This is a genomic window from Bosea sp. 685 (assembly GCF_031884435.1).
Classification (GTDB): domain Bacteria; phylum Pseudomonadota; class Alphaproteobacteria; order Rhizobiales; family Beijerinckiaceae; genus Allobosea.
This window is the reverse complement of record NZ_CP134779.1, coordinates 2,417,119-2,440,232: the sequence shown is the minus strand read 5'-3', so window position 1 is coordinate 2,440,232 and position 23,114 is coordinate 2,417,119. Positions and strand designations below refer to the sequence as shown.

At 66.3% G+C, this 23,114-nt stretch carries 21 protein-coding genes; 15 read left to right on the top strand and 6 right to left on the bottom strand.

Translation table 11 applies throughout. From position 1 onward, the window contains the following. The first annotated feature begins 8 nt into the window (after positions 1–8). Together RMR04_RS12965 and RMR04_RS12960 are read left to right on the top strand one after the other, a co-directional pair. Complete coding sequence (locus RMR04_RS12965; protein WP_311915024.1) at positions 9–1,031, top strand: FecCD family ABC transporter permease; 1,023 nt, start codon at positions 9–11, stop codon at positions 1,029–1,031. Further along, the gene (locus RMR04_RS12960; RefSeq protein WP_311915023.1) at positions 1,028–1,765 is read left to right on the top strand and encodes an ABC transporter ATP-binding protein; all 738 of its coding nucleotides are present in this window, start codon (positions 1,028–1,030) and stop codon (positions 1,763–1,765) included. Before RMR04_RS12965 ends, RMR04_RS12960 begins: the two co-directional genes overlap by 4 nt. A 128-nt stretch (positions 1,766–1,893) precedes the next feature. On the opposite strand, the gene RMR04_RS12955 is transcribed toward RMR04_RS12960, so the two are convergent. Beyond that, the gene (locus tag RMR04_RS12955; protein ID WP_311915022.1) at positions 1,894–2,796 is read right to left on the bottom strand and encodes a LysR family transcriptional regulator; all 903 of its coding nucleotides are present in this window, start codon (positions 2,794–2,796) and stop codon (positions 1,894–1,896) included. 139 nt (positions 2,797–2,935) lie between these two features. Here RMR04_RS12955 and RMR04_RS12950 point away from each other — a divergent pair, with 139 nt between their 5' ends. Beyond that, complete coding sequence (locus tag RMR04_RS12950; protein WP_311915021.1) at positions 2,936–4,216, top strand: MFS transporter; 1,281 nt, start codon at positions 2,936–2,938, stop codon at positions 4,214–4,216. 34 nt (positions 4,217–4,250) lie between these two features. Beyond that, positions 4,251–4,910, top strand: a complete 660-nt coding sequence (locus RMR04_RS12945) for an HD domain-containing protein (protein ID WP_311915020.1) — start codon at positions 4,251–4,253, stop codon at positions 4,908–4,910. Between the two features lie 25 nt (positions 4,911–4,935). Here the strand turns inward: RMR04_RS12945 and RMR04_RS12940 are convergent, their stop codons facing one another. Continuing rightward, positions 4,936–5,121 (bottom strand): hypothetical protein, encoded by a 186-nt coding sequence (locus RMR04_RS12940; RefSeq protein WP_311915019.1) that lies wholly within the window; start codon positions 5,119–5,121, stop codon positions 4,936–4,938. A gap of 97 nt (positions 5,122–5,218) precedes the next feature. Here RMR04_RS12940 and RMR04_RS12935 point away from each other — a divergent pair, with 97 nt between their 5' ends. Continuing rightward, the gene (locus RMR04_RS12935; protein WP_311915018.1) at positions 5,219–5,926 is read left to right on the top strand and encodes a DUF1345 domain-containing protein; all 708 of its coding nucleotides are present in this window, start codon (positions 5,219–5,221) and stop codon (positions 5,924–5,926) included. A 15-nt stretch (positions 5,927–5,941) separates the two neighbouring features. Here the strand turns inward: RMR04_RS12935 and RMR04_RS12930 are convergent, their stop codons facing one another. Then, positions 5,942–7,564 carry a B12-binding domain-containing radical SAM protein gene (locus tag RMR04_RS12930; RefSeq protein WP_311915017.1) on the bottom strand — a complete coding sequence of 541 codons (1,623 nt, stop codon included), beginning with the start codon at positions 7,562–7,564 and terminating at the stop codon, positions 5,942–5,944. A 635-nt stretch (positions 7,565–8,199) separates the two neighbouring features. Between RMR04_RS12930 and RMR04_RS12920 the strand changes: the two genes are divergently transcribed. Next, positions 8,200–9,744: a GMC family oxidoreductase gene (locus RMR04_RS12920; protein ID WP_311915016.1), complete on the top strand. Its 1,545-nt coding sequence runs from the start codon at positions 8,200–8,202 to the stop codon at positions 9,742–9,744. A gap of 26 nt (positions 9,745–9,770) precedes the next feature. On the opposite strand, the gene RMR04_RS12915 is transcribed toward RMR04_RS12920, so the two are convergent. Then, a complete protein-coding gene (locus tag RMR04_RS12915; protein ID WP_311915015.1) occupies positions 9,771–11,147 on the bottom strand; it encodes a M20/M25/M40 family metallo-hydrolase in 1,377 nt (458 codons plus the stop codon). Positions 11,148–11,511: 364 nt separating this feature from the next. Between RMR04_RS12915 and RMR04_RS12910 the strand changes: the two genes are divergently transcribed. The 9 genes from RMR04_RS12910 (at position 11,512) to RMR04_RS12870 (ending at position 20,893) form a co-directional block, all read left to right on the top strand. After that, positions 11,512–12,306, top strand: coding sequence for an IclR family transcriptional regulator (locus tag RMR04_RS12910; protein WP_311915014.1), 795 nt, complete (start codon positions 11,512–11,514; stop codon positions 12,304–12,306). Positions 12,307–12,310: 4 nt separating this feature from the next. Then, positions 12,311–14,374 (top strand): hydantoinase/oxoprolinase family protein, encoded by a 2,064-nt coding sequence (locus RMR04_RS12905; RefSeq protein ID WP_311915013.1) that lies wholly within the window; start codon positions 12,311–12,313, stop codon positions 14,372–14,374. 23 nt (positions 14,375–14,397) lie between these two features. Then, positions 14,398–15,966, top strand: a complete 1,569-nt coding sequence (locus RMR04_RS12900; RefSeq protein ID WP_311915012.1) for a hydantoinase B/oxoprolinase family protein — start codon at positions 14,398–14,400, stop codon at positions 15,964–15,966. An 89-nt stretch (positions 15,967–16,055) separates the two neighbouring features. Next, positions 16,056–17,195 (top strand): ABC transporter substrate-binding protein, encoded by a 1,140-nt coding sequence (locus RMR04_RS12895; protein WP_311915011.1) that lies wholly within the window; start codon positions 16,056–16,058, stop codon positions 17,193–17,195. Then, on the top strand, positions 17,192–17,932 hold the full coding sequence (locus tag RMR04_RS12890) for an ABC transporter ATP-binding protein (protein ID WP_311915010.1): 741 nt from the start codon (positions 17,192–17,194) through the stop codon (positions 17,930–17,932). Before RMR04_RS12895 ends, RMR04_RS12890 begins: the two co-directional genes overlap by 4 nt. Next, positions 17,901–18,866, top strand: coding sequence for a branched-chain amino acid ABC transporter permease (locus RMR04_RS12885; protein ID WP_311915009.1), 966 nt, complete (start codon positions 17,901–17,903; stop codon positions 18,864–18,866). The genes RMR04_RS12890 and RMR04_RS12885 overlap by 32 nt, the downstream gene beginning before the upstream one ends. Continuing rightward, positions 18,863–19,648: an ABC transporter ATP-binding protein gene (locus RMR04_RS12880; protein ID WP_311915008.1), complete on the top strand. Its 786-nt coding sequence runs from the start codon at positions 18,863–18,865 to the stop codon at positions 19,646–19,648. Before RMR04_RS12885 ends, RMR04_RS12880 begins: the two co-directional genes overlap by 4 nt. Further along, positions 19,641–20,519: a branched-chain amino acid ABC transporter permease gene (locus RMR04_RS12875; RefSeq protein ID WP_311915007.1), complete on the top strand. Its 879-nt coding sequence runs from the start codon at positions 19,641–19,643 to the stop codon at positions 20,517–20,519. Before RMR04_RS12880 ends, RMR04_RS12875 begins: the two co-directional genes overlap by 8 nt. A gap of 41 nt (positions 20,520–20,560) precedes the next feature. Further along, positions 20,561–20,893: a cupin domain-containing protein gene (locus tag RMR04_RS12870; protein WP_069691812.1), complete on the top strand. Its 333-nt coding sequence runs from the start codon at positions 20,561–20,563 to the stop codon at positions 20,891–20,893. A 157-nt stretch (positions 20,894–21,050) separates the two neighbouring features. Here the strand turns inward: RMR04_RS12870 and RMR04_RS12865 are convergent, their stop codons facing one another. Both RMR04_RS12865 and RMR04_RS12860 read right to left on the bottom strand, forming a co-directional pair. Further along, a complete protein-coding gene (locus tag RMR04_RS12865; protein WP_311915006.1) occupies positions 21,051–22,184 on the bottom strand; it encodes an ABC transporter substrate-binding protein in 1,134 nt (377 codons plus the stop codon). Further along, positions 22,181–23,107: an alpha/beta hydrolase gene (locus RMR04_RS12860; protein WP_311915005.1), complete on the bottom strand. Its 927-nt coding sequence runs from the start codon at positions 23,105–23,107 to the stop codon at positions 22,181–22,183. Before RMR04_RS12860 ends, RMR04_RS12865 begins: the two co-directional genes overlap by 4 nt. Between the last annotated feature and the right edge of the window lie 7 nt (positions 23,108–23,114).

The window sequence follows — 23,114 nt, the reverse complement described above, 5'->3', positions numbered from 1 at the left end:
GCGGATCGGTGTCGTATGACCGTGGCGCGACCCTCGTCATGGTCGCCCTGGCGGTCGGGCTCGGCCTTGTCATGGTCGCCGCCCTCTGCGCCGGCCGGCTCTCGCTTTCGCCCGGCACCGTGCTCGGCATCGTCCTCTCCCGCATCGTTCCCGTCGACCCAAGCTGGAGCGAATTGCAGGAGCGCATCGTGCTGCTGGTCAGGCTGCCGCGCGTCCTGCTCACCGCCATCTGCGGCGCCGCGCTTGCGGCCGCCGGCGCCGCTATGCAGGGCGTGCTGCGCAACCCGTTGGTCTCGCCGCATATCCTCGGCGTCTCCTCCGGCGCCTCTTTCGGCGGCGCGGTCGCGATCCTGCTCGGCCTGTCCGGCTGGTTCCTGATCGGCTCGGCTTTTCTTGCAGGTTCCGCCGCCTTGCTGCTGGTCGGCGCCATCGCCCGCGTCGATGGTCGCTCGGGCACGGTCACCGTCGTGCTGACCGGCGTCATCGTCGCGGCGCTGTTCAGCGCGCTGGTCAGCCTGACGCAATTCGTCGCCGAGCCCGACAGTTCATTGCCGGCGATCGTGTTCTGGCTGATGGGCAGCTTCGCCACGGCGAGCTGGCGCCAGTTCGCAGCCGCCGCTCCCGTGCTCGCGCTCGCCCTCATGCTCGTGCTCGGCCTGCGCTTCCGCATCAATGTGCTCTCGCTCGGCGAGGACGATGCGCGCGCGCTCGGCCTGCCGGTCGAGCGCGACCGTTGGCTCGTCTTCCTGGCTGTGGCGCTGATGGAGGCGACCGTCGTCGCCTTCGCCGGCGTCATCGGCTGGGTCGGCCTCGTCGTGCCGCATGCCGCGCGTATGGTCGCCGGCGAGGATCATCGCCTGCTGATCCCGGCCTCGGCCCTGCTCGGCGCATCCTATCTGGTGCTGGTCGATACCATCGCCCGCACGGCGGTGGCCGCCGAGATCCCGCTCGGCGTTCTGACCGCGATCGTCGGTGCTCCAGTTTTCGCACTGCTGCTGCGCCAGCGTCAGCGCCGGGAGCTGGCGGCATGATCGCGTTGAAAGGCGCCGGCATCCGCCGCGGCGAGCGCTGGATCTTCCGCGGGCTCGACCTCGCGCTGGCGCCGGGGCGCTGCGTCGCCGTGCTCGGCCCGAACGGGCGCGGCAAGACCACGCTGATCAAGGCCGTCACGGGGCTCGATAAGCTGGACGAAGGCACGCGCGAGGCGCCGCCGCTCGTCGCCTATGTGCCGCAGGTGATCGCGCCCCTGCCTTATCGTGCGCTCGATGTCGTGGTGATGGCGCGCGCCCGGTCGCTTGGCCTGTTCGGAACGCCGCGCCGCGCCGACTACGACATCGCCCGCGCAGCGCTGGCACGCATCGGCGCCGAGGCCTTCGCCGAGCAGCGGCTCGACCGGCTCTCGGGCGGCGAGCGCCAGCTCGTGCTGCTGGCGCGCGCCTTAGCGACGCAATCGCCCGTCCTGGTGCTCGACGAGCCGGCCTCGGCGCTCGATCTCGCCAATCAGAGCCGCCTCGTCGCCGTGCTGCGCGACCTGCGCGCTGCCGGCGAGCACGCGATCCTGTTCAGCACGCATCTGCCGACCCATGCGCTTGAGGTCGCCGATGAGGCGCTGCTGCTGATGGGGCCGGAGGATCAGCGCCAGGGGCCCGTCGACACAGTGATGAGCGAGAGCAATCTGAGCGCTCTCTACGGCACGCCGCTGCGCCGCCGCCAGGTCGCGATCGAAGGCCACGGCCTAGTCGAGACGATCATCCCGCTGCATTGACGGGACCGGATCGATTTGAATGGTGGTGGGTGGTCGGCCTTGTGCCCCGCAGACTAGAGCGGCGCTGCCAGCGCGACCGTGGCATCGCGTCGACAAATCCAGTTGATCTTCGCCGGGAGTGGCTGTCCTCAGGGGGCCGAGAAGTAATCCATCTCCCGCGTCACCGTCTCCAGGACCCGAATGACCGCCGCAGTCCGGGCGTGGTCGGAATCCGCCCTGTCGGCCACGTAGACGCGGCCGGGCTGAAGCGGTGGGTCGGACTGGAACGTCATGATGCTACCCCCCGACGGAAAAGCCTCCACCATTCTTGCAGGAAAGGCGCCGATCCCGATTCCGGCGGAGACCAGCTGAAGCGACGCGTTCAGGCTCGAGCAGATGCAAAGCGGGCCGGGCTGCTCCTGCCCATCGGCGAACCAGCTCATGGTGAGCCTGTACATCGGCGTGGGCGGAGGCGTCGTTATGATGGTCAGCCGGGCAAGCTCGCTCGCCGTCTCCCCGCCCCGCAGCCCTGAGCCGGCAGCGGCGGCCCAGACATTTCCCTGAATCCCGAGCGAGGACAGGCGAATGTCGCGCTGGCCGATGGGATCGACCAGAATGGCGATGTCGAGCCGCCCGTCGATCAGATTTTGCTCCAGCCCCGTGCTGGTTCCCACCGTCCATTCCGGCCGCAGCAGCGGAAATGCCTCGCGCAGGCCCGGGATGATCCGCGGCAGGCACGCCACGGCAAATCCCTCCGCGACGCCGAAGCGAAGGGCGCCGCTGACCTCGGCGACCAGCGAGGAGGCCTGAAGCTCGCGATGGGCAGCCAGCACCAGCTGGGTATGCCTGAGAAATGTATGTCCCTCTCGCGTCAGGCGAATGCCACGCCCGGCACGTTCCAACACCGGCGATGACAGATCCGATTCGAGCTGGCGCAGGCGCAGCGACAGCGTCGGCTGCGCGATGTTGAGCTTCTCCGCCGCTTTCTGCACGGAGCCGAGCTCAGCGGTCCAGTAGAACGCCTCAAGCTGCGCGATGGAGAAACGACTCATCAGAAAACCCTATGAATTCCGACTCAGTTATCCAATTAGACCCGATCTCCCTATGAATATAGCCCTGAGGATCGGCGGGCCCAAAGACCCGCGCTCAATCCGTCGCCGGTCGACGGGATTCGTTCGGGGGAGACATCTCATGACCTATCGCCGCGCCTGGATCGCGCTGCTGATCTTTACGGCCGTCATCATCAACTACATCGACCGCATCGCGCTGTCGGTCGCCTCCAAGCCGATCGCGGCCGAGTTCGGCTTGTCGCCGATTCAGATGGGCTATCTGTTCTCTGGCTTCCTCTGGACCTATGTGATCTGCCTGATCCCGCTTGGCCTTCTCGTCGAGCGCATCGGCGCCAAGCAGATGGTCGGCGGCGGCATCGCGATCTGGTCGGCAGCCACGGCGCTGACCGCAGCGACCACCGGCCTGTACTCGATCTTTGCAGCGCGCCTCGTGATGGGAGCGAGCGAAGCGACGACATTCCCGGCTTGCGGACGTGTGATCCGGGACTGGTTTCCTGAAAAGGAGCGCGGCCTCGTCACGACGCTGTTCAATGGCGGCTCCTCCGCAGGGCCGGCACTGGGGGCGATTGTCGTTGCAGCGCTCGTCAGCACCTTCGACTGGCGCACGGCCTTCGTGGTCCTCGGTGTGATCGGCTTCGTCTGGCTGGCATTCTGGTGGACATGGTACGAGACGCCCGACAAGGTTTCCTGGCTTCCCGACGCCGAGCGCCAGAAGATCCTTGCCGAGCGCAATGGTGAGCGCGCGAGCGACGCGGCAAACGACCCTGCCCCTTCATCGCTGGGCTATCTCCTGTCGCAAGCCAGCATCTGGGGCCTGATCATCACCCAGGCCTGCCTCGTCTACACCGCCTATCTCTTCCTGACCTGGCTACCGACCTATCTGCAGTCGACCCGCGAACTTTCGACGATGAACACGGGTTATCTCACCGCGATCCCCTATCTCCTCACGATGGTGCTCGGCCTGATCATCGCCCGCATCAGCGACCGCAGCCTCTCGTCGGAGGCCATACGGGCCGGCCGGCGCCGCTACTTCATCGCCGCGATGGCTTTGCTGGCGACCGCGATCCTGCTGGCTCCGGTCGTTGGCGAACTCTGGCAGCTGCTGGCCGTTTTGACCGTGGTTCTGACCGGCTGCACGACAGGGGCTGGCCTCAACTTCACGCTCGCCAGCGACCTTTTACGCAATCCGCGCGACGTATCCCGCGTGATCGCGATCACGGCCTTCGGCGGCAACTCCTTCGGCCTGATCGCCCCGATCATCACGGGCTATGTCGTCTCGGGAACGGGCGGCTACAGCTGGGCCTTCCGCATCGCGGCAGCGCTGCTGGTTTGCGGAGCGATCGCAACGCTGACGCTGGCCCGCAAGCCGATCGCACCGCAACACGCGCCGGTAGCGGCTTGAGGCCTCTCTCCAATCCCGCGAAAGCGAGACAGACATGATCCAGCACTATTCGCGGCCGCGCCGCCCCGTGACAGACCTGCTTCGTCAAAACATCATGGAGGATTTCCCGGAGATCGCCATGGTCCCCGACGAGGCGTTGCGGGAGAAGGTCGTCGATGCCTGGGCCTATTCCCTATGCTGCTCGGACTTCACGCGCATCTCCGAAATCCCGCCCGACGGCAATCCGGGAGCCCCCGTGCTTCGGCAAGGAACGCAAGCCGATCATCTGCGCGGTGTGTTACGCTACGCGAAGGTCATCGCGTTGGAATTCGAGCAGGCCTATCCGGAAACGCAGATCGACTGGAACATCCTCCTCGCGGGCGCCGCCTGCCACGACGTCGGCAAGCCCTATGAGTTCGACCCCAGCAATAGGCAGCGCTGGGCCGCCGCTCCGGCCGATAGCGGCTTTCCGACCTTCCGGCACTCGGTCTTCGGCATGCATGTCTGCCTGACCGTAGGATTACCCGACGAGGTCGCTCACATCGCCGTGGGGCATTCCTTCGAAGGGCAACATATGGGCGTCAGCGCGGAATGCACCATTGTGCGCCAGGCCGACCATGGCTGGTGGCACGTTGCGGGAGCGCTCGGACTCATCAAGCCGGAAACGATGGCCGGCCTCGCAGCGAATCTGACCGCCAGGAAACCCGCGGTCTGATGCATCCAGACGCGCGGCTTCGACTTTACGCGGTCAGCTCGCCCATCTCCTGATCGACATAGCGCGCCATCTGTCCGTCGCAGATCTCCATGAACAGCGCCTCGGCGCGCGTCACGGGGGCATCGAGCCGGCGCACCATGCATGGCGGCCGATGCCCGCGCTTTCGCGGTATGGAGGGGCCGCAGATCATCATTGCGAGGGGCAAAGCCACGAAGCAATCTAGGAGGCCTCGCTCGACGGCTCTTGGATTCCTTCGCCGCGCTCGTAATGCTGGGGAAGGTATCCGGGAATCGCGCTAAGGATGGACCATGGACAGCTCGGCGCTTGACCAACATCGCCAGCGCTGGCTGCCGATCCGCTATGTGCGGGCGAGACCGCGCCTGTTTCTCTGCGCGGTCCTGGGCGTTCTGGTCAGCTTGGTCCTGCCCGAAGCCTGGCGCCCGACAACGCGTGCGCTGGTGGCTTGGAATGCGGCAACGATCGCGTTCCTCGTCAGCATCATCGCGATGATGCTACGCGCGACGCATCACACGATACGCCGTAACGCGGCCCTACAGGATGAAGGTCAGTTCCTGATCCTATCCTTGGCGATCCTGGCGGCTATTGCCAGCATCGGCGCCATCGTGGCCGAGCTCGGCTCGGTCAAGGATGCAGTCGGGATCGTGAAAGGGCTCCATCTCGGCCTGGCTTTCCTGACGATCATCTCGGCCTGGGGCTTCGTCCATGTGATGTTCGCGCTGCATTATGCGCATGAGTATTTCGACGAATGGCGGTCCCATCCGGAAGCGAAGCCGCAAATGCGCGGCGGTCTCGACATTCCAGGTAATGAAGATTGCCCCGACTATTGGGACTTTCTCTATTTTTCCTTCGTGATCGGCGTCGCCTCGGCAACGGCCGACATCAACATCACTTCGCGTTCGATTCGCCGGGTGGCGCTGGTCCACTGCGTCCTGGCTTTCTTCTTCAATTTGGCCATTCTCGGCTTGACCATCAACATCGCCGCCGGCCTGATCTGACCACAGCCCGGCAGGCTAAGCGGCCGCCACCTCCCGCGTGCCCTCTTCAACCGGCAGCGCGCGATACCCGGCGCCATCCAGCTCGTCGATCTGCCGCTGCACCTGGGCGATGACCTGCCGGGAGAACGGGCCGAGATGCAGATAAAGCGCCACCATCATCATCACATAGGGCAAGGCTTGGCGATTATGCGCGAGGCAATCGATCAGCGTCTTCCAGAACTCGCCGCGCACGCCTCCCTTTGCCGTCGTCATGCGCCAGAACAGACGCCATGACGATTTCAGCTCTTGCAACTCCATCGATTTCGGCAGTTCCAACCGACGATTAGTGCAGTCGAGCGCGCGGCCGACACGCCTGACCCGGCCAAAGAAGGCGCTCGGCTTGTAGACCGCCTCCAGGACCGTTTTGTAGTCCGCGAGAATGGCGCGGCGCGGGCGGCTGGTCTGGAAATTGAGACCGGCAGTGCATTGATCGCCCTGCCCCTGCGAGTGGTCGGCTTCTTCCGGGATGCCGAGTCGACCCTCGCGCTCCAGCCGCTTGGTAAGCTGGGTGTTGGGCAGGGCATAGAGCAGCCCGACCATGCAGACCGGGATGGCCGTGTCCTCGATACAATCGATCATGCCGCGCGCGACGCTGCCCTTCTCGCTGTCGAAGCCGAGGATGAAACCAGCGTTCACGAACAGCCCGGCCCGATAGATCTTGTGCACGCTCTCCTGCAGGCTGCGGCGGGTGTTCTGTTTCTTCTGCATCGAAATCAGCGTGTCGGTATCGGGACTCTCGATGCCAACGAAGATCGTGAAGAAGTTGGCCTCGCTCATCGACCGCATCAGGCCCTCGTCGTCTGCGAGGTTGATCGATGCCTCGGTCGAGAACTCGAAGGGGAAGTTCTTCTCGGTGATCCAGCGCTTGAGGTCGGGCAGGAAGCGCTTGAGCGCCTTCTTGTTGCCGATGAGATTGTCATCGACGAAATCGACATGGCCGCGATAGCCGAGCGCATACAGCGTATCCAGCTCGGCCAGGATCTGGGCGTTGGTCTTGGTGCGCGGCACGCGCCCATAGAGCTCGATGATATCGCAGAACTCGCAATTGAACGGGCAACCGCGCGAGAACTGGACGCCAACATGCAGATAGTGCTCGAATTTCAGGAGGTCGAAACGCGGCGTCGGACTCTTGGCGACATCGGTCTTGCCCATCTCGGACTGGAAGACGCCGGTCCGCGCGCCCGACAGCCAGGCCGCCACGAAATCGGCCATGATCTCCTCGGCCTCGCCGAGCACGCGGAAATCCGCGGCCGCATAGAGCTGCGGCGTCGAGGTTGCATCGGGCCCGCCGACCACGACGGGCTTGCCCTGCGAACGGCATAGTTCGATCACCGCCAGCGAGCCGTCCTGCTGTGGCAGCATGCCGCCCGTCATCACGAGATCGGCCCAGGCGAGCTCCTGTTCGTCAAGCTCCTCCGTATTCAGATCGACAAGGCGAATCTCCCAATCGGCGGGCAGCAGGGCCGCAACCGTGATCAACCCGAGAGGCGCGGCCGGATGGCGCGCGCCGGCGAGTTCGCATGTCGCCTTGTAGTTCCAGAACGAGCCCGCGTTGAAGCGTGGATAGATCATCAGGACTTTGTTGCGACCGGAGTGCATGCCATCTCCTTCTTCGCGCTGGGCGCGACGCGGTGCGGTGTGCATGGCTGGCAAGGCCCCAGACGACGGAACCGCCAGCGCAGTGTCGGAACCTTGTTGCCTGAGAATAATGTCAAGAAATCGTCTCAGCCGGCGCCGGCTGTCTGCGGTCCCAAAACAGAATTTGCCGACCCTGAGGCGGAAGCGCCTTCGAACCCGTCGCAACGGAGCGCAAGCACGGAAGTATCGAGCCTAGAAAAATTGCATTACCCACGTCGCTTCAGCAGAAATGTCATGTCGATTTGGAACGAAATCATTCAAATCGAGATCGAAAACTTGGAGGACGCTCCAAAATATGGAGCCCTCTTCCATCGACTCCGACGCTCGGGGCGCTCGTCGCTGGCCAAACTCGTGCAGCAGCGCGGCCTCCGTGCGCAGCCCGCTATAGAAGCAGGCGAGCGCCAGATTCTCGTTGGGAGCACGGTTCGCCGCATAGGGCGTGACGAAAGCCGCAATGCCGAGAATCGTGGTGAAGACATAAGCTTGGCAGACTGCCGAAGCCCGCCGAGGTCGTGCAGCCCAGCCCCGCGCCGATCGTCTGGCGCGTGGTGTCCGGCCATGTCAGAACGCGGTGTGGACAGGGAGAATCTGAGCGCATGTACGATGTGATCGTGGTGGGTGCCGGCTCAGCCGGAGCGCCGCTGGCCGCCCGGCTTTCGGAGGATCCGAACCGCCGTGTGCTGCTGCTGGAGGCCGGGCGCGACTGGCGCGCCGCCGATGCGCCGCACGCGCTGCGCAGCGCCAACATCATCCCGTTCATGCACGATCCGGTACATCAGGCGGAATGGCAGTGGCCCGAGCTGATGACCCGCCGGACCGCGGGGCAGGAGCCGCGCTTCTACTGGCGCGGCCGAGCGCTCGGCGGCTCTTCCACGGTGAATGCGCAGATCGCCATTCGCGGCGTCGCGGAAGCCTTCGACAGCTGGGCCGAATATGGCTGCGAAGGCTGGTCCTCGGAGGATGTTCTGCCGATCTTCGACGCCATCGAAGGTGATCCGCAGGCCGGCACCGCCGGGCCCTTGCCGGTGTATCGCGCGCCGGAAAGCAGCTGGGGCCATGTCGACCTCGCCTTCCGCGATGCGGCTCTGGCTGCCGGCTACCCCTGGCTCGGCAATCTCAATGCGCTGCAGGGCGAAGGGGTTGCGACCAACCCGATCAACTCCCGTGACGGCGCGCGCATCTCCACCAACGACGCCTATCTCGAGCCGGTGCGGGGACGCGCGAATCTGGAGATCCGTGGCGGCGCCATGGTCGACAAGATCCTATTCGACGGCCATCGCGCCCGTGCGGTGCGGGTCCGCTTTGCCGGCGAGGAATGGACGGAGATCGAGGGCCGCGAGATCGTGCTCTGCGCCGGCGCGATCCACAGCCCCACCATCCTGATGCGCTCGGGGCTAGGCCCGGCCGCGCAATTGGCGGCGCTGGGAATCCCCGTGCTGCGCGACCAGCCTTTTGTGGGACGCAACCTGATGGACCATCCGGTGCTGCGCCTCAGCCTGGCTCTCAAGCCCGACTTCGTCGCGCATGACCCCGATGCCCGCCACACCAATTGCTGCCTGACCTATAGCAGCGGCCTCGGCGGCGGCGGCCGGCGCGACATGATCATGGTCTCCTACAACCATCGCGGCTTCGTGGGCGCCATGCCCGGGCCGGGCGGAGGGGTCGGCGTATCGCTCTACGATGCGTTCTCGCGCGGCGAATTGCGCCTGAGTTCGGCCGATCCGGACGCCAATCCGATCGTGGACGAGAACATGCTGGCCGATCCGCGCGACCGGCTGCGCATGCGCGACGCGGTGCGGCGGCTGGCCGCGCTCGCCGAGCAGCCGGCCCTGCGCGCGGTCTGCGACGATATCCGCTTCTGTGAAACCCCGCTCAGCCCGGAAGAGGCCGCAGCCCTGCCGGAGGCCGAGCTCGATGCGCTGATGCTGCAGGAGGCCAGCGACATCCAGCACGCCGCCGGCACCTGCCACATGACCGCCTATCACGACCCGCGCGGCGTGGTGGACCCGGATCTTCGGGTACGCGGCGTCGAGGGGCTAAGGGTCGCAGACGCCTCGATCATGCCGACGGATTGCCGGGCGAACCTGCACTTCACCTGCGTGATGATCGGCGAGGCCCTGGCGCGACGGATGCGCGCCTAGAACAAGGCTTTACGTAGCTGGTCCGCTCAAGGCGCTCGTAACTCGCCGAGTTCGTGCAGCAGCGCGGCCCCGGTGCGAAGCCCGCTATAGAAGCAGTCGAGCGTCAGGTTCTCGTTGGGCGCATGGTTCGCCTCGTCGGGATTGGCATAGGGCGTGACGAAGGCGGGAATGCCGAGGATCTTGGTGAAGACATAGCCCGGCAGGCTGCCGAAGCCGGCCGGAATCAGCAGCGGCTCCACGCCTTGGGCTGCGACGAAGGCCCGGCGCAGCATGGGGGTGAAGGGCGAGGCGATCGGCGTCTTGGAAGGCTGCATGCCCTTTTCGGCCGCGATGAACTCGACCTCCGGCGCATGCCTGGCGACATGAGCCGCGATCTTGCGCAGGATATCTTCCGGGTCCTGCGCGCCCACCAGCCTGACATCGCATTTCGCGAAGGCCTCGTTGGGCAGCACCGTCTTGGAGCCGGGCCCGCCATAGCCGCCGTGCAAGCCGTTGATGGTCAAGGTCGGGCGGAAGCAAAGACGATCGTAGAAGGGCCGCTCCGCAGGCGCATCGAGCCGCGCAAGCCCGAGGCTCTGCTTCACCGCCTCGACATCGAGCGGCAGGCGCTCGATCGCGGCGAGCTCCTCCGCTGAAGGGGGCTCGATGCCGTCATGAAAGCCCGCAATGGTGATCTCGCCAGCTTCGTTCTTCATGGTGCCGAGCAGATGCACCAGCGTCCAGATCGGGTTGGGCACAACGCCGCCGAAATTGCCGGAATGCACGTCGCGGCTGGCATGGCGGCAGCGCAGCTCGAAGGACGCCACGCCGCGCGAACCGAATTTGATCGCGGCAGCCCCACTGGCATGGCGCGGGCCGTCGGCGGTCACCGCGAGATCGGCCTTCAGCACCTCCCTATTGGCGCGCACGAAGCCGGCGATGTTCGGGCTGCCGATCTCCTCCTCGCCTTCCAGCATCAGGATGACGTTGCAGGGCAGAGTTCCATGCACCTTGAGGTGGGATTCGATCGCCAGGATCTGCGCGAAATGCTGGCCCTTATTGTCGCCGACACCGCGAGCATAGAGGCGGCCATCGCGGATGGTGGGCTCGAAGGGTGGCGAGAGCCATTTCTCGAGCGGGTCCGGCGGCTGCACGTCGTAGTGGCCGTAGAGCAGCACCGTCGGCTTGCCCGGCGCCTTCTCCCAGCGCGCGATGACCATGGGATGCCCCTCGGTCGGCATCAGGCTGGTCTCGAGCCCGATATCGGTCAGCATCTCCACCAGCAGAGCCCCGACTTCAGCGATGCCGATATTTTCGGCGCTGATGCTGGGATGGCGCAGATAGGCGATTAGGCGATCGAGGAAACTCGCTCGGTTCGTCTCGATATGCTCGAAAACCGCAGCCAGCGCATCGGAGGAAGGCATGACTTTGTCCCTGACGGAGAACGGATGGGCTTGAAGGCGTAGAACGCCTCATGACTTGTTTCTAGATAGTTGAGCCCGATGTTTGACGAAACGCTTTATCGGGACGCCAGCATCTTTGCTCGGCTTCCTTCGGCTCTCCCAAAGCCTCTCGAGCCTTACTGGCGAGACCTGAGCCGCAACCAATTCGCCAGCCCTTTCTGACAGCACCAGATGACTGAGGGCTGCGCACGCCCTGATCCGGGCATCCCACGAAAACTGAACAACACCGCGAACAGAGGCATTGACCTCTCTGCGGTTTTCATCATAGCGTATCAAATAACAAAATGATATTTCATTAAATGAAATACGACCTAGAGGAACGCCCTTGCCGACGAAACCCGATCCAGTTGCGGCCAAAGCCGCGCCGGCCGGCACCAGCACGCTCGATCTCGCCTTGCGGGCAGTCGAGTATCTGGTGCAGCAGAGCCGCCCAGTCGCGCTGGCGCAGATCGCCGGCGCGCTGGGGGCATCGAAAGCCACGATCTACCGGCATCTGGTGACGCTGCAGCGCCACGGCTTCGTGCGGCAGGACCCCGAGACTGGGCGTTATGACGCCGGCGTCAAGCTCCTGGTGCTGGGCGAGTCGCTGCGGCAGCGCTTCGACATCGTTAGCGCCGCCCGCGAGGAGCTGATGACCCTGCGCGATCGCACCGGCCAGGCCGTCACGGTCTGCGCCGCGATCGACGCCGAGCTGATCGTCCTCGAACTGATCCAGGGCCGCACGCTCATCGAATTCGCCACGCGCCCCGGCACGCGGCTCGCCTTCCATGCCAGCGCGCATGGCAAGATCTGGCTCGCCTTCGGCGCGCAGGAGCGCACAGCCGCCATTGCCAATGGCGAGCTCAAGGCCTGGACGCCAGCAACGATCGTCACGCGGGATGCCCTGCTCGCCGATCTCGACGCCGTACGTGAGCGCGGCTGGGCCACCGCACCCGACGAGGTCATCACCGGCGTCAACACACTCGCCGCCCCCGTATTCGACCACCGCCAGATCCTCGTCGGCTCGATCGCCATCGTCGGCTCGACGCAATTCATCACGCCCGAACCCGATCCCGAACAGATCCGCGAAGTCGTCGGCAGCGCCGCACGCATCTCGCGGGGATTGACCTGGAAAGATTGAAGCCATGAGCTATTCGCTGGCCGTCGATATCGGCGGCACCTTCACCGATATCGTCCTGCGCGACTCCAAGGGCGGCCTCAGCGTCGACAAGACACTGACCACGCATCACGACCTGCTCGAAGGCTTCTTCCGGGGCGTCGATTCCGTACTCGGCAAGGCCGGCGTCGCAGCCGGCGCCGTCGATGGCCTGGTGGTCCACGCCACGACGGTCGTCACCAATGCGCTGATCGAGCGGAAGGGCCTGCCGACCGCGCTCGTCGTGACCGAGGGCTTTCGCGACGTGCTCTCTATCCGTAACGAGCACCGCTACGACATGTACGATCCCCAGATCGAGTTCCCCGAGCCGCTGGTGACGCGCGAGCTGACCTTCGGCCTGAAGGAACGTGTCCTGGCCGACGGCACGATCGCGATCGCGCCCGCCCCGCAGGATATCGCGCAATTGGCGCGCGATATCCGCGCCAGCGGCGCGCGAGCGCTGGCGATCTGCTTTCTCAACAGTTTCGCCAACCCCGCCAACGAGGCCCTCGTCGCCGCAGCGCTGGCGCGCGAATTGAACGACGTCTTCATCTGCACCTCCTCGGAGGTCGCGCCGCAGATCCGCGAATATCAACGCGCCTCGACGGCGACGGTGAACGCCTATGCGATGCCGATCTCGCAGCCCTATCTCAAGCGCCTCAGCGACAGGCTGCGCGTCGAGGGCTTCGCCAACACGCCCTTGATCATGTTGTCCTCGGGCGGCGTCGTCGGCGCCGAAACCGCCGGGAAGAACCCGGTGCGCATGATCGAGAGCGGCCCCGCCGCCGGCGCGCTGGCCGCCTGCCACTATGCCGAATTGCTCGGCATCGACCGCTTGATGTCCTTCGACATGGGCGGCACCACCGCCAAGGCCTGCCTGATCGAGAACCGCACCCCGCTGGTCACCGGGCTGTTCGAGGTCGACCGGCGCTATCGCTTCAAGGAGGGCAGCGGCCTGCCCGTCACCGTGCCCTCGATCGACCTGATCGAGATCGGCGCCGGCGGCGGCAGCATCGCCCATGTCGACGATCTCGGCCTGCTCAAGGTCGGTCCGGAAAGCGCCGGCTCCAATCCCGGCCCCGCCTGCTACGGCCGTGGCGGCCAGAGCGCGACCGTGACCGACGCCGACCTCGTGCTCGGCCTGATCGATGCGGAAAACTTCCTCGGCGGCGACATGTCGTTGGACAAGCCGGCCTGCGAGGCCGCGATGGCGCGGCTCGGCCAGGCGCTTAACGTCTCCCCCATCCAGGCGGCACGCGGCATCTACAGGATCGTGACCGAGGCGATGGCCTCGGCCGCGCGCACCCACGCCACCGATCGCGGCGTCGACTATCGCGGCCTGCCGCTGTTTGCCTTCGGCGGCGCGGGCCCCTTGCATGCCTGCGGCGTCGCCGACCTGCTGCAGAGCACCTGCGTGATCGTGCCGCCGCAATCGAGCGTGCTTTCGGCCTTCGGTACGCTGGTGACGCCGGTCCGGCTCGATCTCGTGCGCAGCGACCTGACCTTGGTCGCTCATCTCGACTGGGCTCGCGTCGACCGCGTGCTCGGCGACCTCGAAAGCGAGGGCATGGCGGCGCTCGGCCAATCCGGCTGCGCGCCCAAGGACGTCACGATCCTGGTCGGCGCCGATATGCGCTATGTCGGCCAGCAGCACGAGGTCACCGTCATCTTCGAGACCGACCCGCGCCAAAGCCGCGATGCGAGCGCCCTCGCCCAGCAGTTCGAGGCGGCCTATCGCACGCTCTACGGCGTCAACCCCTCGCATGTTCCCATCGAGATCGTGACCTGGCGCGTCGTGGCGCGCGGCCCCTCGCCGCATTTCGACGGCCAGACCCGTCCCCAGATCGCGCCCGGGCAGGCCAAGCGCCATCGCCCGGTCCATGCCTGGCAGGACGGCCAGTCGGTCCCCGTCTATGAGCGCGCCGCGCTCGCTGTGGGCCAGACCATCGCAGGCCCCGCCATCATCGAGGAGCGCGAAACCACGACCGCGCTTCCCCCCGGCTGGAACGCCACGATCGACAGCCTCGGCTGCATCATCGCCAGGAAAGGCTGAAACCGATGGCAGGGTCACATCCAATGGCAAAGTCGCCTGCAATGGACGGAGTCGAACTCGAAATCCTCTGGTCGAACCTGATCGGCATCGTCAACGAGCGGGCCAAGGCGCTGCAGCGCATCGCCTTCAGCCCGATCGTGCGCGAGGCGGGCGACCTCGCCTGCGCTCTGTTCGACCAGCGCGGGCGCATGGTGGCGCAGGCCAATACCGGCACGCCCGGCCACATCAACTCGCTCGCCTTCGCCGGCGCGCATCTCGTGCGCATTTTCGAGGGGCGCTGCGAGCCCGGCGACGTGCTGATCACCAATGATCCCTGGCTTTCGGCCGGGCATTTCTTCGACATCACGGTGCTGACGCCGATCTTCGACGGGCCAAATCTCATCGCCTATATCGGCTCGACCATCCACCACACCGATATCGGCGGCTACGGCATCGGCGCCGGCGCGCGCGACGTGCATGAGGAAGGGCTGTGGATTCCTCCGCTCAAGCTCTATGAGCGCGGCAAGCCCAATGAGGTCCTCCACGACATCATCCGGCGCAATGTGCGCACGCCGGACGCCGTCTTCGGCGACCTATCCGCCCAGGTCTCCAGCGGCGAGGCGGCGGCCGAATACCTGATCACGCTGTGCCGGCGCTATGGCGTCGCCGATATCGAAGCCTTGTCGGACGAGATCATCAATCGCTCGGAAGAGGCGACGCGCAACGCCATCCGCAAACTGAAGCCCGGCACCTATCACGGAGAAACCAGCTTCGACGTGCCCGGCGGCGAGATCATCACGCTCAAGACCGCGGTGACGGTCGATGTCGAGGCCGGCGCGATCATCGTCGACTTCGCCGGTTCGTCGCCCCAGACCGCGACCGGCATCAATGTCGTGCTGAACTACACCCACGCCTATTCGACCTTCGCCATCCGCTCCTGCCTCAACCCTGATCTGCCCAACAACACCGGCTCTCTCGCGCCCATCGAAGTGCGCGCGCCGGAGGGCTCGATCATCAACTGTGCCTATCCCGCGCCGGTGAACGCGCGCCATGTGGTGGGCATGTATGTGCCGATGCCGATCCTGAAGGCGCTGCATCAGGTCATGCCCGAGCGCGTGCTGGCCGAAGGCTCGGGCGCGGTCTGGACCATGCAGATCCAGGGCAAGCGGCAGGACGGCCAGGCCTTCACCTCCTCCATGTTCAACTATTCCGGCGGCATGGGCGCCCGCGCCAACAAGCCCGGCCCCAGTGCGACCTGCTATCCGACCGGCGTCGCGGCGGTGCCGATCGAGATCCTGGAGGCGACGATGCCGATCGTGTTCGACCGCAAGGAATTGCGGCGCGGCTCGGGCGGCAAGGGGCGGATGCAGGGCGGCGACGGCCAGAGCATCCAGTTCCACATGCGCACAGAGGCGCCCTGGCTGCTGAACGCAGTGCCGAGCCGATTGAACCGCGGTCCCGACGGTATCGATGGCGGACTGCCCGGCGCATCCGGCCATTTCCTCGTCAACGGCAAGCCTGTCAGCGAAGCCAAGAAGCTGACGATGCAGCCCGACGACGTCGTGCTCCTCGAAACGCCCGGCGGCGGCGGATACGGAAAACCAGCAGCCTGAGTGAGGCGTGAAGCCCACCATCAAGACCATAAAGGGCGCGCCGCAGCTTGCGGCGAACGACCCGAAAGCAAGGGAAACGGGAGGAACCCATGAAGACATCCACAGCCGTGGCGGCCGCGCTCGCCGCCTGCCTCGCATCGGCTCTGCCGCAGATAGCCGGCGCGCAGGACTACAAGATCGGCGTCTCAGCCGGGCTCACCGGCTATGCCGCGACCGTCGATCGCGCCTGGCGCGACGGCGTCGAGCTCGCGGCGGCCGCCGTCAACGCCAAGGGCGGCGTGATGGGCCGCAAGATCCAGGTAATCGTCGAGGACAACCGCTCCGAGCCGCAGGAATCCGTGACGGTCTATCGAAAGATGCTGAGCTCCGACAAGGTCGACGTCTTCGTCAGCGGCTGCGTTTCGGCCGGCAACTTCGCCGCCGCCGGCCTGCTGCTGCGCGCCAAGGTGCCGATGATGCTGTGCTCGATCCTACCGCAGCTGGCGGAGCATCTGCCCTGGGCTTTCACGACGCTGCCGCCGGCCGGTTTCGAGGTCGACAAGCGCCTCGAATTCCTCAAGGAGAAGACTCAAGTCCGCAAGATCGCGGTGCTGCACGACCCGACGCCCTACGCCAATCTCCAGAAGACCGTGGCCGAGCGCAACGCCGCAAAATACGGGCTCGAAATCGTCTCGATCGAGCAATACAAGCAGGACGATGCCGATCTCAGCGTCCAGATCAGCAAGGCGCGCTCGGCCGGGGCCGGCGCCATCCTGAAGATCGGGCTCGGCGGCACCACGCTGACCGCCGCCAAGAACATCAAGCAGCTCGGCGCCGACATGCTGCTCTTGACCAGCCTCGAGGATCTCGCCGTGTTCGGCCCCGTAGCCGAGGTGCTGGGCGACAAGTTCTTCTTCGTCGCCTCGCCCTCGCAGGTCTATGAGGCGCTGCCGGACGGCCCGCTCAAGTCCGGCATCAAGGCGTTTCTCGATCCCTGGCGCGAGAAGTACCGGGATCGCGACCCGAACTGGGCCTCGCGCGGCTGGGACGGCGTGATGCTCACCGTCGCCGCGGTCGAACAGGCCAAATCCTTCGAGGGCGAGAAGGTTCGCGCGGCCTATGAGGAGCTGAAGGGCTTCCAGGGCACGACCGGTGTCTACAATTTCCGGCCCGACCTGCATCAGGGCATCACCGAAAACCCGTTCGTGCTGGCGACGATCCAGAACGGCGCGGTCAAGGTGGTGCAATGAACCTGGCCTCGGCGCCGGGCATTGCGGCTCCCGCGTCGATACTGGCGGCGACAGGGCTCTCGGCCCGCTATGGTCATGTCCAGGCGCTGCATCCGCTCGATATCCGGATTGGCGAAGGCGAGCTCGTCGCCGTGCTCGGTCCCAACGGCGCCGGCAAGTCGACCCTGCTGCGGGCGCTGATGGGGCTGGTCTCGAATGCGGGCGAGGTCCGCTTCCGGGGTGCGCCATTGCCGCGCCAGGATGTCGTCGCCGTCGCCTCGCGCGGCATCGTCCTGGTGCCGGAGGGGCGCGGCATCTTCGGGCCGATGAGCGTGGCCGACAATCTCGAGCTCGGTGCTTACCGCCTGCGCGACAAGTCCGAATTCGCCCGCCGGCGCGAGCGCGTGCTGACGCTTTTCCCGCGCCTGAAGGAGCGGCTGGGGCAGATAGCGGGCTCGATGTCGGGCGGCGAGCAGCAGATGCTCGCCATCGGGCGCGCGCTGATGGCCGGCCCCAAGGTCCTGCTCCTGGACGAACCCTCGCTTGGTCTGGCGCCCCGCGTCACCGACGAGATCCTGGAGACGCTCGGCCTCCTGAACCGCGAGGGCCTCGCGATCGTGCTGGTCGAGCAGAAGGCGCCGCTGGCGCTGAAGCTCGCAGCCCGAGTCTACCTGCTTTCCCTGGGGCGCATCGTCGCCGAACTCGATCCGCGTGACATCACATCCCATGACGATCTCGCCCAGCATTACCTCTCCTGACCGGCGCCGCCTGCGGCTCGTCGGCCTGCTGCCCTGGCTCTTCGCCGGCGCGGTCGTCGGCTATGCCATCCTTGTCGGCGGCTATGCGGCGACCGTCGTCTCCTTCGCGCTGATCTATGCCGTCTTCGTCACCGGCCTGAACCTGTTCATGGGCTTTGCCGCCCAGGTCTCCTTCGGCCAGAACGCCTTCGCGGCGATCGGCGGCTATGTCTCGGCCGTGCTCACCGCGAGCCATGGCTGGAGCCCCCTGCCCGCCATGGCGCTGGGCATGGCTGCCGCCGTGTTGGCCGCCGCCATCATCGGCTTCCCGACCTTGCGGCTGAAGGGCCATTACCTCGCCATGGGCACGCTCGCCATCGGCCTGATCGCCTATGAGATCACGGTGGAATGGCAGTCCGTGACGCAAGGCTATATGGGCATTTCCGGCATCCCGCCGCTGAGCCTGGTGGGCTACGAGGTCTCCTCGGATCGCGGCCAGCTCGTCATGCTGGCGCTCGTCGTCGCAGGCGGCGCTTTCGCCGCGGCGCGCATTCGCCGCTCGCGCTTCGGCCGCGCCTTGTCGGCCGTTGCGGGCAGCGAGGAAGCCGCCCAGGCGCTGGGCATCGATGTCGCGCGCTACAAGCTGATGGCCTTCCTGCTCTCGGCAGGTTTCGCCGCGCTCGCGGGCTCGCTCTTCGTCCATGTCGTCGGCTTCGTCAGCCCCGAGGTGTTCGGGCTGCACATGGTCATCGTCACCTTCACCATGCTCTATGTCGGTGGCATCGGCACCGTCGCCGGGCCGTTGATCGGCGCGCTGATCGTCAGCCTGCTGCCCGAGACCTTCCGCGCCTTCAAGGACTATCAGGACCTCGCCTATGGCGCGGCGCTGATTCTGCTCCTGATCTATGCGCCGCGCGGTCTCGCCAGCCTGTTCTCGACGCGAGGCCGCTCATGACCCGCCGCCTGCGGCTCGAGGGCGTGACGCGCCGCTTCGGCGGCCTCGTTGCCGTCGACGATGTCAGCTTTTCCGTGCCGGCCCAGGGTGTCACGGCCGTGATCGGCCCCAATGGCGCCGGCAAGACCACATTGTTCAACCTGATCTCGGGCTTCCTGCCCCCGAGTTCGGGACAGATCATCTTCGAGGAGCAGGACATCACCGGCCTGCCGCCGGTCAGGATCGCGACGCGCGGGCTGGTGCGCACCTTCCAGCTCGTCAGATTGTTCGAGGATCTGAGCGTGCTCGACAACGTCAAGGTCGGTTGCCATCTGCATGGCAAGGCCGGCCTGTTTTCCGCCTTGCTGCGCCCGGCCTCGGCCCGGCGCGAGGAAGCCGAGGTCGAAAGCCGCGCCCGCGAGCTCCTGGCTTTCACCGGCCTTGCTGCGCTGGCCGAGGAACCCGCCTCCAGCCTGCCCTATGGCCGGCAGCGCCTGCTCGAACTGGCTCGCGCCATGGCCGCGGGTCCGCGCCTGATCCTGCTCGACGAGCCGGCGGCGGGGCTGAACGCCGAGGAATCGGCCGCCCTGTCGCGGATCATCAGGCGCATCGCCGAGACGGGCACGACGGTGCTGCTGGTCGAACACGACATGACTTTGGTGATGAACACGGCCGACCGGATCGTCGCGGTCGATTTCGGCCGCAAGATCGCCGAGGGCACGCCGGCGCAGATCCGCTCCGACCCGGCCGTGATCGCGGCCTATCTCGGCGCTCCCGCCAGCAAGGAAGCGGCCCATGGCTGACTGGTCCTATATCCCCCAGGTCCTCGTCAGCGGGCTCGGCATCGGCTGCGTCTATGGGCTGATCGGCATCGGTTTCTGCGTGATCTACAACGCCAGCGGCATCGTGAACTTCGCCCAAGGCGCCTTCGTGATGCTCGGCGGCATGATCACCCAGACGCTGTTCAGCCGCCACGGCCTGCCCTTGCCGGTGGCGGCGCTGGTCGCGGTCGCAGCCGTCGCGGCGCTCGGCGTCGCGATCGAACGGATCGTCGTCAGGCCGCTCTGGAACCGCAAGGCGACGATGTTCGTGATGATCCTGGCGACGCTCGCAGCCCAGATCGTCATCGAGCGCCTGACGCTGATCGCGGTCGGCGACCAACCCAAGACGCTGCCGGTCTTCACCGACCTGCCGCCCCTGATGGTCGGCAGTGTCGCGATCGGCACGCAATTCCTCTGGATCGTCGGCGGCTCGCTCGCGATCGTCGCACTGCTTGCCGCCTTCTTCGCCCTGACCCGCACCGGCAAGGCGATGCGGGCCTGCTCGATCAACCGCGAGGCGGCGGCGCTGCAAGGCATCCCGGTCTCGCGCATGCTGGCGCTGGCCTTCGCGCTCAGCGCCGCGCTCGGCGCCATCGCCGGCATCCTGATCACGCCGACACAGTACACCGCCTTCAATGTCGGCGTGCCCTTCGCCATCAGCGGCTTCATCGCCGCGATCGTCGGCGGCTTCGGGCGTCCTTTCGGGGCCTTTCTCGGCGGGCTGCTGCTCGGCCTGATGCAGGCGCTCGCCATCGTCGTCTTCGGCGCCGGCCTCAAGACCGTCGCGGCCTTGTCGGTGCTGCTGCTGTTCCTCTTCATCCGCCCATCGGGAATTCTCGGCGCGGCCAAGTGAGGCGGCCAAGTGAGCCCGCCTATCACGACAGGAGACAAGTCATGGACATCCACAAGATCGACTGGAGCCAGCTCCCCTGGACGCCGGTGCGCCCGGGCGTAGAGCGCAAGGCCTTTTCGGGCAGCGCCGCGACATTGGCGTTGCACAAGCTGATGCCCGGCCACGAGCCCAAGCCCCACAGCCACCCGCATGAGCAGATCGCCTATATCGTCAGCGGCACGATCCGCTTCGTCGTCGGCGGCGAGGAACATCTCCTGGGGCCGGGCTCGCTCCTAGTCGTGCCGGCCAATGTCGAGCATTGGGGCGAGGTCGTCGGCGACGAGCCCGTGATCAATCTCGACGTCTTCACGCCGCGCAGGCCCGAATACGCCTGATTAAGTAAATCGCGCATCATCTTGAATCGATTCAGCAACCCCTGCTTCGCCTCCAGCCGGAACGATGACGCGCAAGCTCGATCTCAGCTCGTGGCAGCGTCCGGCACGATCTGGACGCTGCCACCTGCTCTCATTCCTTGATGAGAGCCGGATGAAATCATGTCGATGAGGTCCAGTAGACGCCCCGCAAAGGCACAGGGAGAAACCGGCTGTTGATCTCCGACAGGCTTCGGTCCGGGTCGAGGTCGGCGAACAGTTCGGGATGGAACCATCGCGCCAGCGCCTCGATCGCGACGATATGGAGCGGTGTGTCGGTGAAGGACTGCCAGAGCCCGAAGGCCCGCCCACCAGCGACTGCCGACAAGCCGGAGATGCCGGGCTGTTTCAGCAGCGTCGCGAAGCTCGCCCGTGCCTGCCTCTCCCCGACGCCGGTGCCGAGCACGAGACCGCCGCGGCTGGCGAGATGGGTGCCGCCGGTGGCGACATAGAACTCGGCATCGCTCGCCAGCACCTGCTCAAGGCTCAATTGGCCGCTGACGCCGGGAACCATGTCGCTGCCTATATTATGGCCGCCCGCAGCCGCGATATAGTCGTTGAAGGTGCCGCGCCCGGGCGTGAAGCAGCACGGCATGCCGCCGGCATGGGCATGCATGAACACCGTCGGAATCCGGGGCGCGGCCTGCGCCAGACGCGACCTGATCCGCTCGAGGCGCGTGCTGTAGAACTGCCCGAAGGCTTGCGCCGCCTGCGCTTCACCGAGAAGCTCTCCCAGGACCCGCAGGCTGGGCAAGGTGTCCTGCAACGGCCTTGTATGGAAATCGGCGATGACCACGGCGATGCCGGCCGCCGCCATCTGGCGTATCAGCACGCTCGATCCCGCAGCGTCCAGGGACCCGATGAAGCTGCGGCTGGCGATGATCACGTCCGGCCCTGCCGCAATGGCGAGCTCGACCGGGAAATTGGCCGCGGTCCCGTCGCCGATGCGCGCAATCGCGTCGAGTTCAGGGAAACGCTCGCGATACAGCGCGTAGGTCTCCGGGTCCTGCCGCTGGAATTCGCCGCCGAGACCGACGAGCAGCGAGACAGGCGCGGAATGCGCCAGTGCCAGAGCCGGCAATTGCCGTCCCTGCGCCAACAGGATGCGGCGCGCCGCATGCGGTAGCGTGATCGTCCGCCCGGCTATATCGGTGAGCGCGATAGGCGTCTGGGCAAGCGCCGAGCTTCCCCGCCGGCTGCCTATGCCGAACGCGAGAGCCGTCGCAGCGGCGCGCAGGACGTTGCGCCGGTTCATGTCGCCTCCGACGCTTCGACGCCACCAGGCACTGGCTCCGAGAGCAGACGCAAGGCGCGGTTGATGGCGATCGGCAAGCTGGAGGGATGTGTCTCGCCGGCCAGGACCGAGAACTGCACCCGGAGGCCAAACGCAGCGAGACGCCCGGCCATATCGCGCGCATTATCGACCATGCGCCGAGCCGCCAGATCGGCAGCCCGCCGGGAGCCGGCTTCGGGAAAGGCCGGCTCCGCCACCTGCTCGAGTTCGCCGACCATGATCGCGACCTTCGGAACCCGGTCCGTCATCTGCCCGCGAACATAGAATCGGCGCTCATGGTCGAGGATCGCCCGCTCCTGCCACCAGATCGACGGGCTCGCCGCGAGATAGGCGGAAAACAGCGCTGGCCGGTTGAACAGCGCATGCAGCACGAACAGCCCCCCGAAGGAATGTCCGACCAGGGCGCGGCGCGCGCCGTCGGTGGTGAAACGCCGCTCGATCACGGGCATGACCTCGTCGGCGATGAAATCGAGCATCTCGGCCGCACCACCCGTCGCCAGCGCTCCCGGCTGTCCCCCCTTCGCGGCCGGCGTCAGGTCGTAGGTGCGACGTTCGACATCGAACGGCTCCTCGGTGGGATAGCCGATACCGACGATGAGCGCCGGCGCCACCCCCGTCGCGCCGGGATGGCGCGACTGCATCCGCATCGCCTCGACCATGGTCCCGAAGGTCGCGTTCGCGTCCAGCAGATAGATCACGCCAAACCCTTCAGCCGGTGGCGGCGAGGCCGGCCAGGCGACGAAGATGCGGTAGGCGCGGCCAACCCGGGAGCGCAGCGCGAACTGCTCGCTCCGCGGCAGGGTGACGGGGTGCGAGCCCGCGCCGAGCCGCGAATCGGCCGGCTCCGTCGGGCCTGGCCTCTGCTGCGGGTTTGCAACCATCATGACCGGC

What these genes read in the sequence shown, in the direction of transcription:
- RMR04_RS12895 (WP_311915011.1), top strand. Translation starts at nt 16,056, where the DNA reads ATGAAGACATCCACAGCCGTGGCGGCCGCGCTCGCCGCCTGCCTCGCA.
- RMR04_RS12870 (WP_069691812.1), top strand. Translation starts at nt 20,561, where the DNA reads ATGGACATCCACAAGATCGACTGGAGCCAGCTCCCCTGGACGCCGGTG.
- RMR04_RS12930 (WP_311915017.1), bottom strand. Translation starts at nt 7,564, where the DNA reads ATGCACTCCGGTCGCAACAAAGTCCTGATGATCTATCCACGCTTCAAC.
- RMR04_RS12885 (WP_311915009.1), top strand. Translation starts at nt 17,901, where the DNA reads ATGACGATCTCGCCCAGCATTACCTCTCCTGACCGGCGCCGCCTGCGG.
- RMR04_RS12905 (WP_311915013.1), top strand. Translation starts at nt 12,311, where the DNA reads ATGAGCTATTCGCTGGCCGTCGATATCGGCGGCACCTTCACCGATATC.
- RMR04_RS12920 (WP_311915016.1), top strand. Translation starts at nt 8,200, where the DNA reads ATGTACGATGTGATCGTGGTGGGTGCCGGCTCAGCCGGAGCGCCGCTG.
- RMR04_RS12955 (WP_311915022.1), bottom strand. Translation starts at nt 2,796, where the DNA reads ATGAGTCGTTTCTCCATCGCGCAGCTTGAGGCGTTCTACTGGACCGCT.
- RMR04_RS12890 (WP_311915010.1), top strand. Translation starts at nt 17,192, where the DNA reads ATGAACCTGGCCTCGGCGCCGGGCATTGCGGCTCCCGCGTCGATACTG.
- RMR04_RS12915 (WP_311915015.1), bottom strand. Translation starts at nt 11,147, where the DNA reads ATGCCTTCCTCCGATGCGCTGGCTGCGGTTTTCGAGCATATCGAGACG.
- RMR04_RS12950 (WP_311915021.1), top strand. Translation starts at nt 2,936, where the DNA reads ATGACCTATCGCCGCGCCTGGATCGCGCTGCTGATCTTTACGGCCGTC.
- RMR04_RS12865 (WP_311915006.1), bottom strand. Translation starts at nt 22,184, where the DNA reads ATGAACCGGCGCAACGTCCTGCGCGCCGCTGCGACGGCTCTCGCGTTC.
- RMR04_RS12860 (WP_311915005.1), bottom strand. Translation starts at nt 23,107, where the DNA reads ATGATGGTTGCAAACCCGCAGCAGAGGCCAGGCCCGACGGAGCCGGCC.
- RMR04_RS12880 (WP_311915008.1), top strand. Translation starts at nt 18,863, where the DNA reads ATGACCCGCCGCCTGCGGCTCGAGGGCGTGACGCGCCGCTTCGGCGGC.
- RMR04_RS12935 (WP_311915018.1), top strand. Translation starts at nt 5,219, where the DNA reads ATGGACAGCTCGGCGCTTGACCAACATCGCCAGCGCTGGCTGCCGATC.
- RMR04_RS12900 (WP_311915012.1), top strand. Translation starts at nt 14,398, where the DNA reads ATGGCAAAGTCGCCTGCAATGGACGGAGTCGAACTCGAAATCCTCTGG.
- RMR04_RS12875 (WP_311915007.1), top strand. Translation starts at nt 19,641, where the DNA reads ATGGCTGACTGGTCCTATATCCCCCAGGTCCTCGTCAGCGGGCTCGGC.
- RMR04_RS12945 (WP_311915020.1), top strand. Translation starts at nt 4,251, where the DNA reads ATGATCCAGCACTATTCGCGGCCGCGCCGCCCCGTGACAGACCTGCTT.
- RMR04_RS12960 (WP_311915023.1), top strand. Translation starts at nt 1,028, where the DNA reads ATGATCGCGTTGAAAGGCGCCGGCATCCGCCGCGGCGAGCGCTGGATC.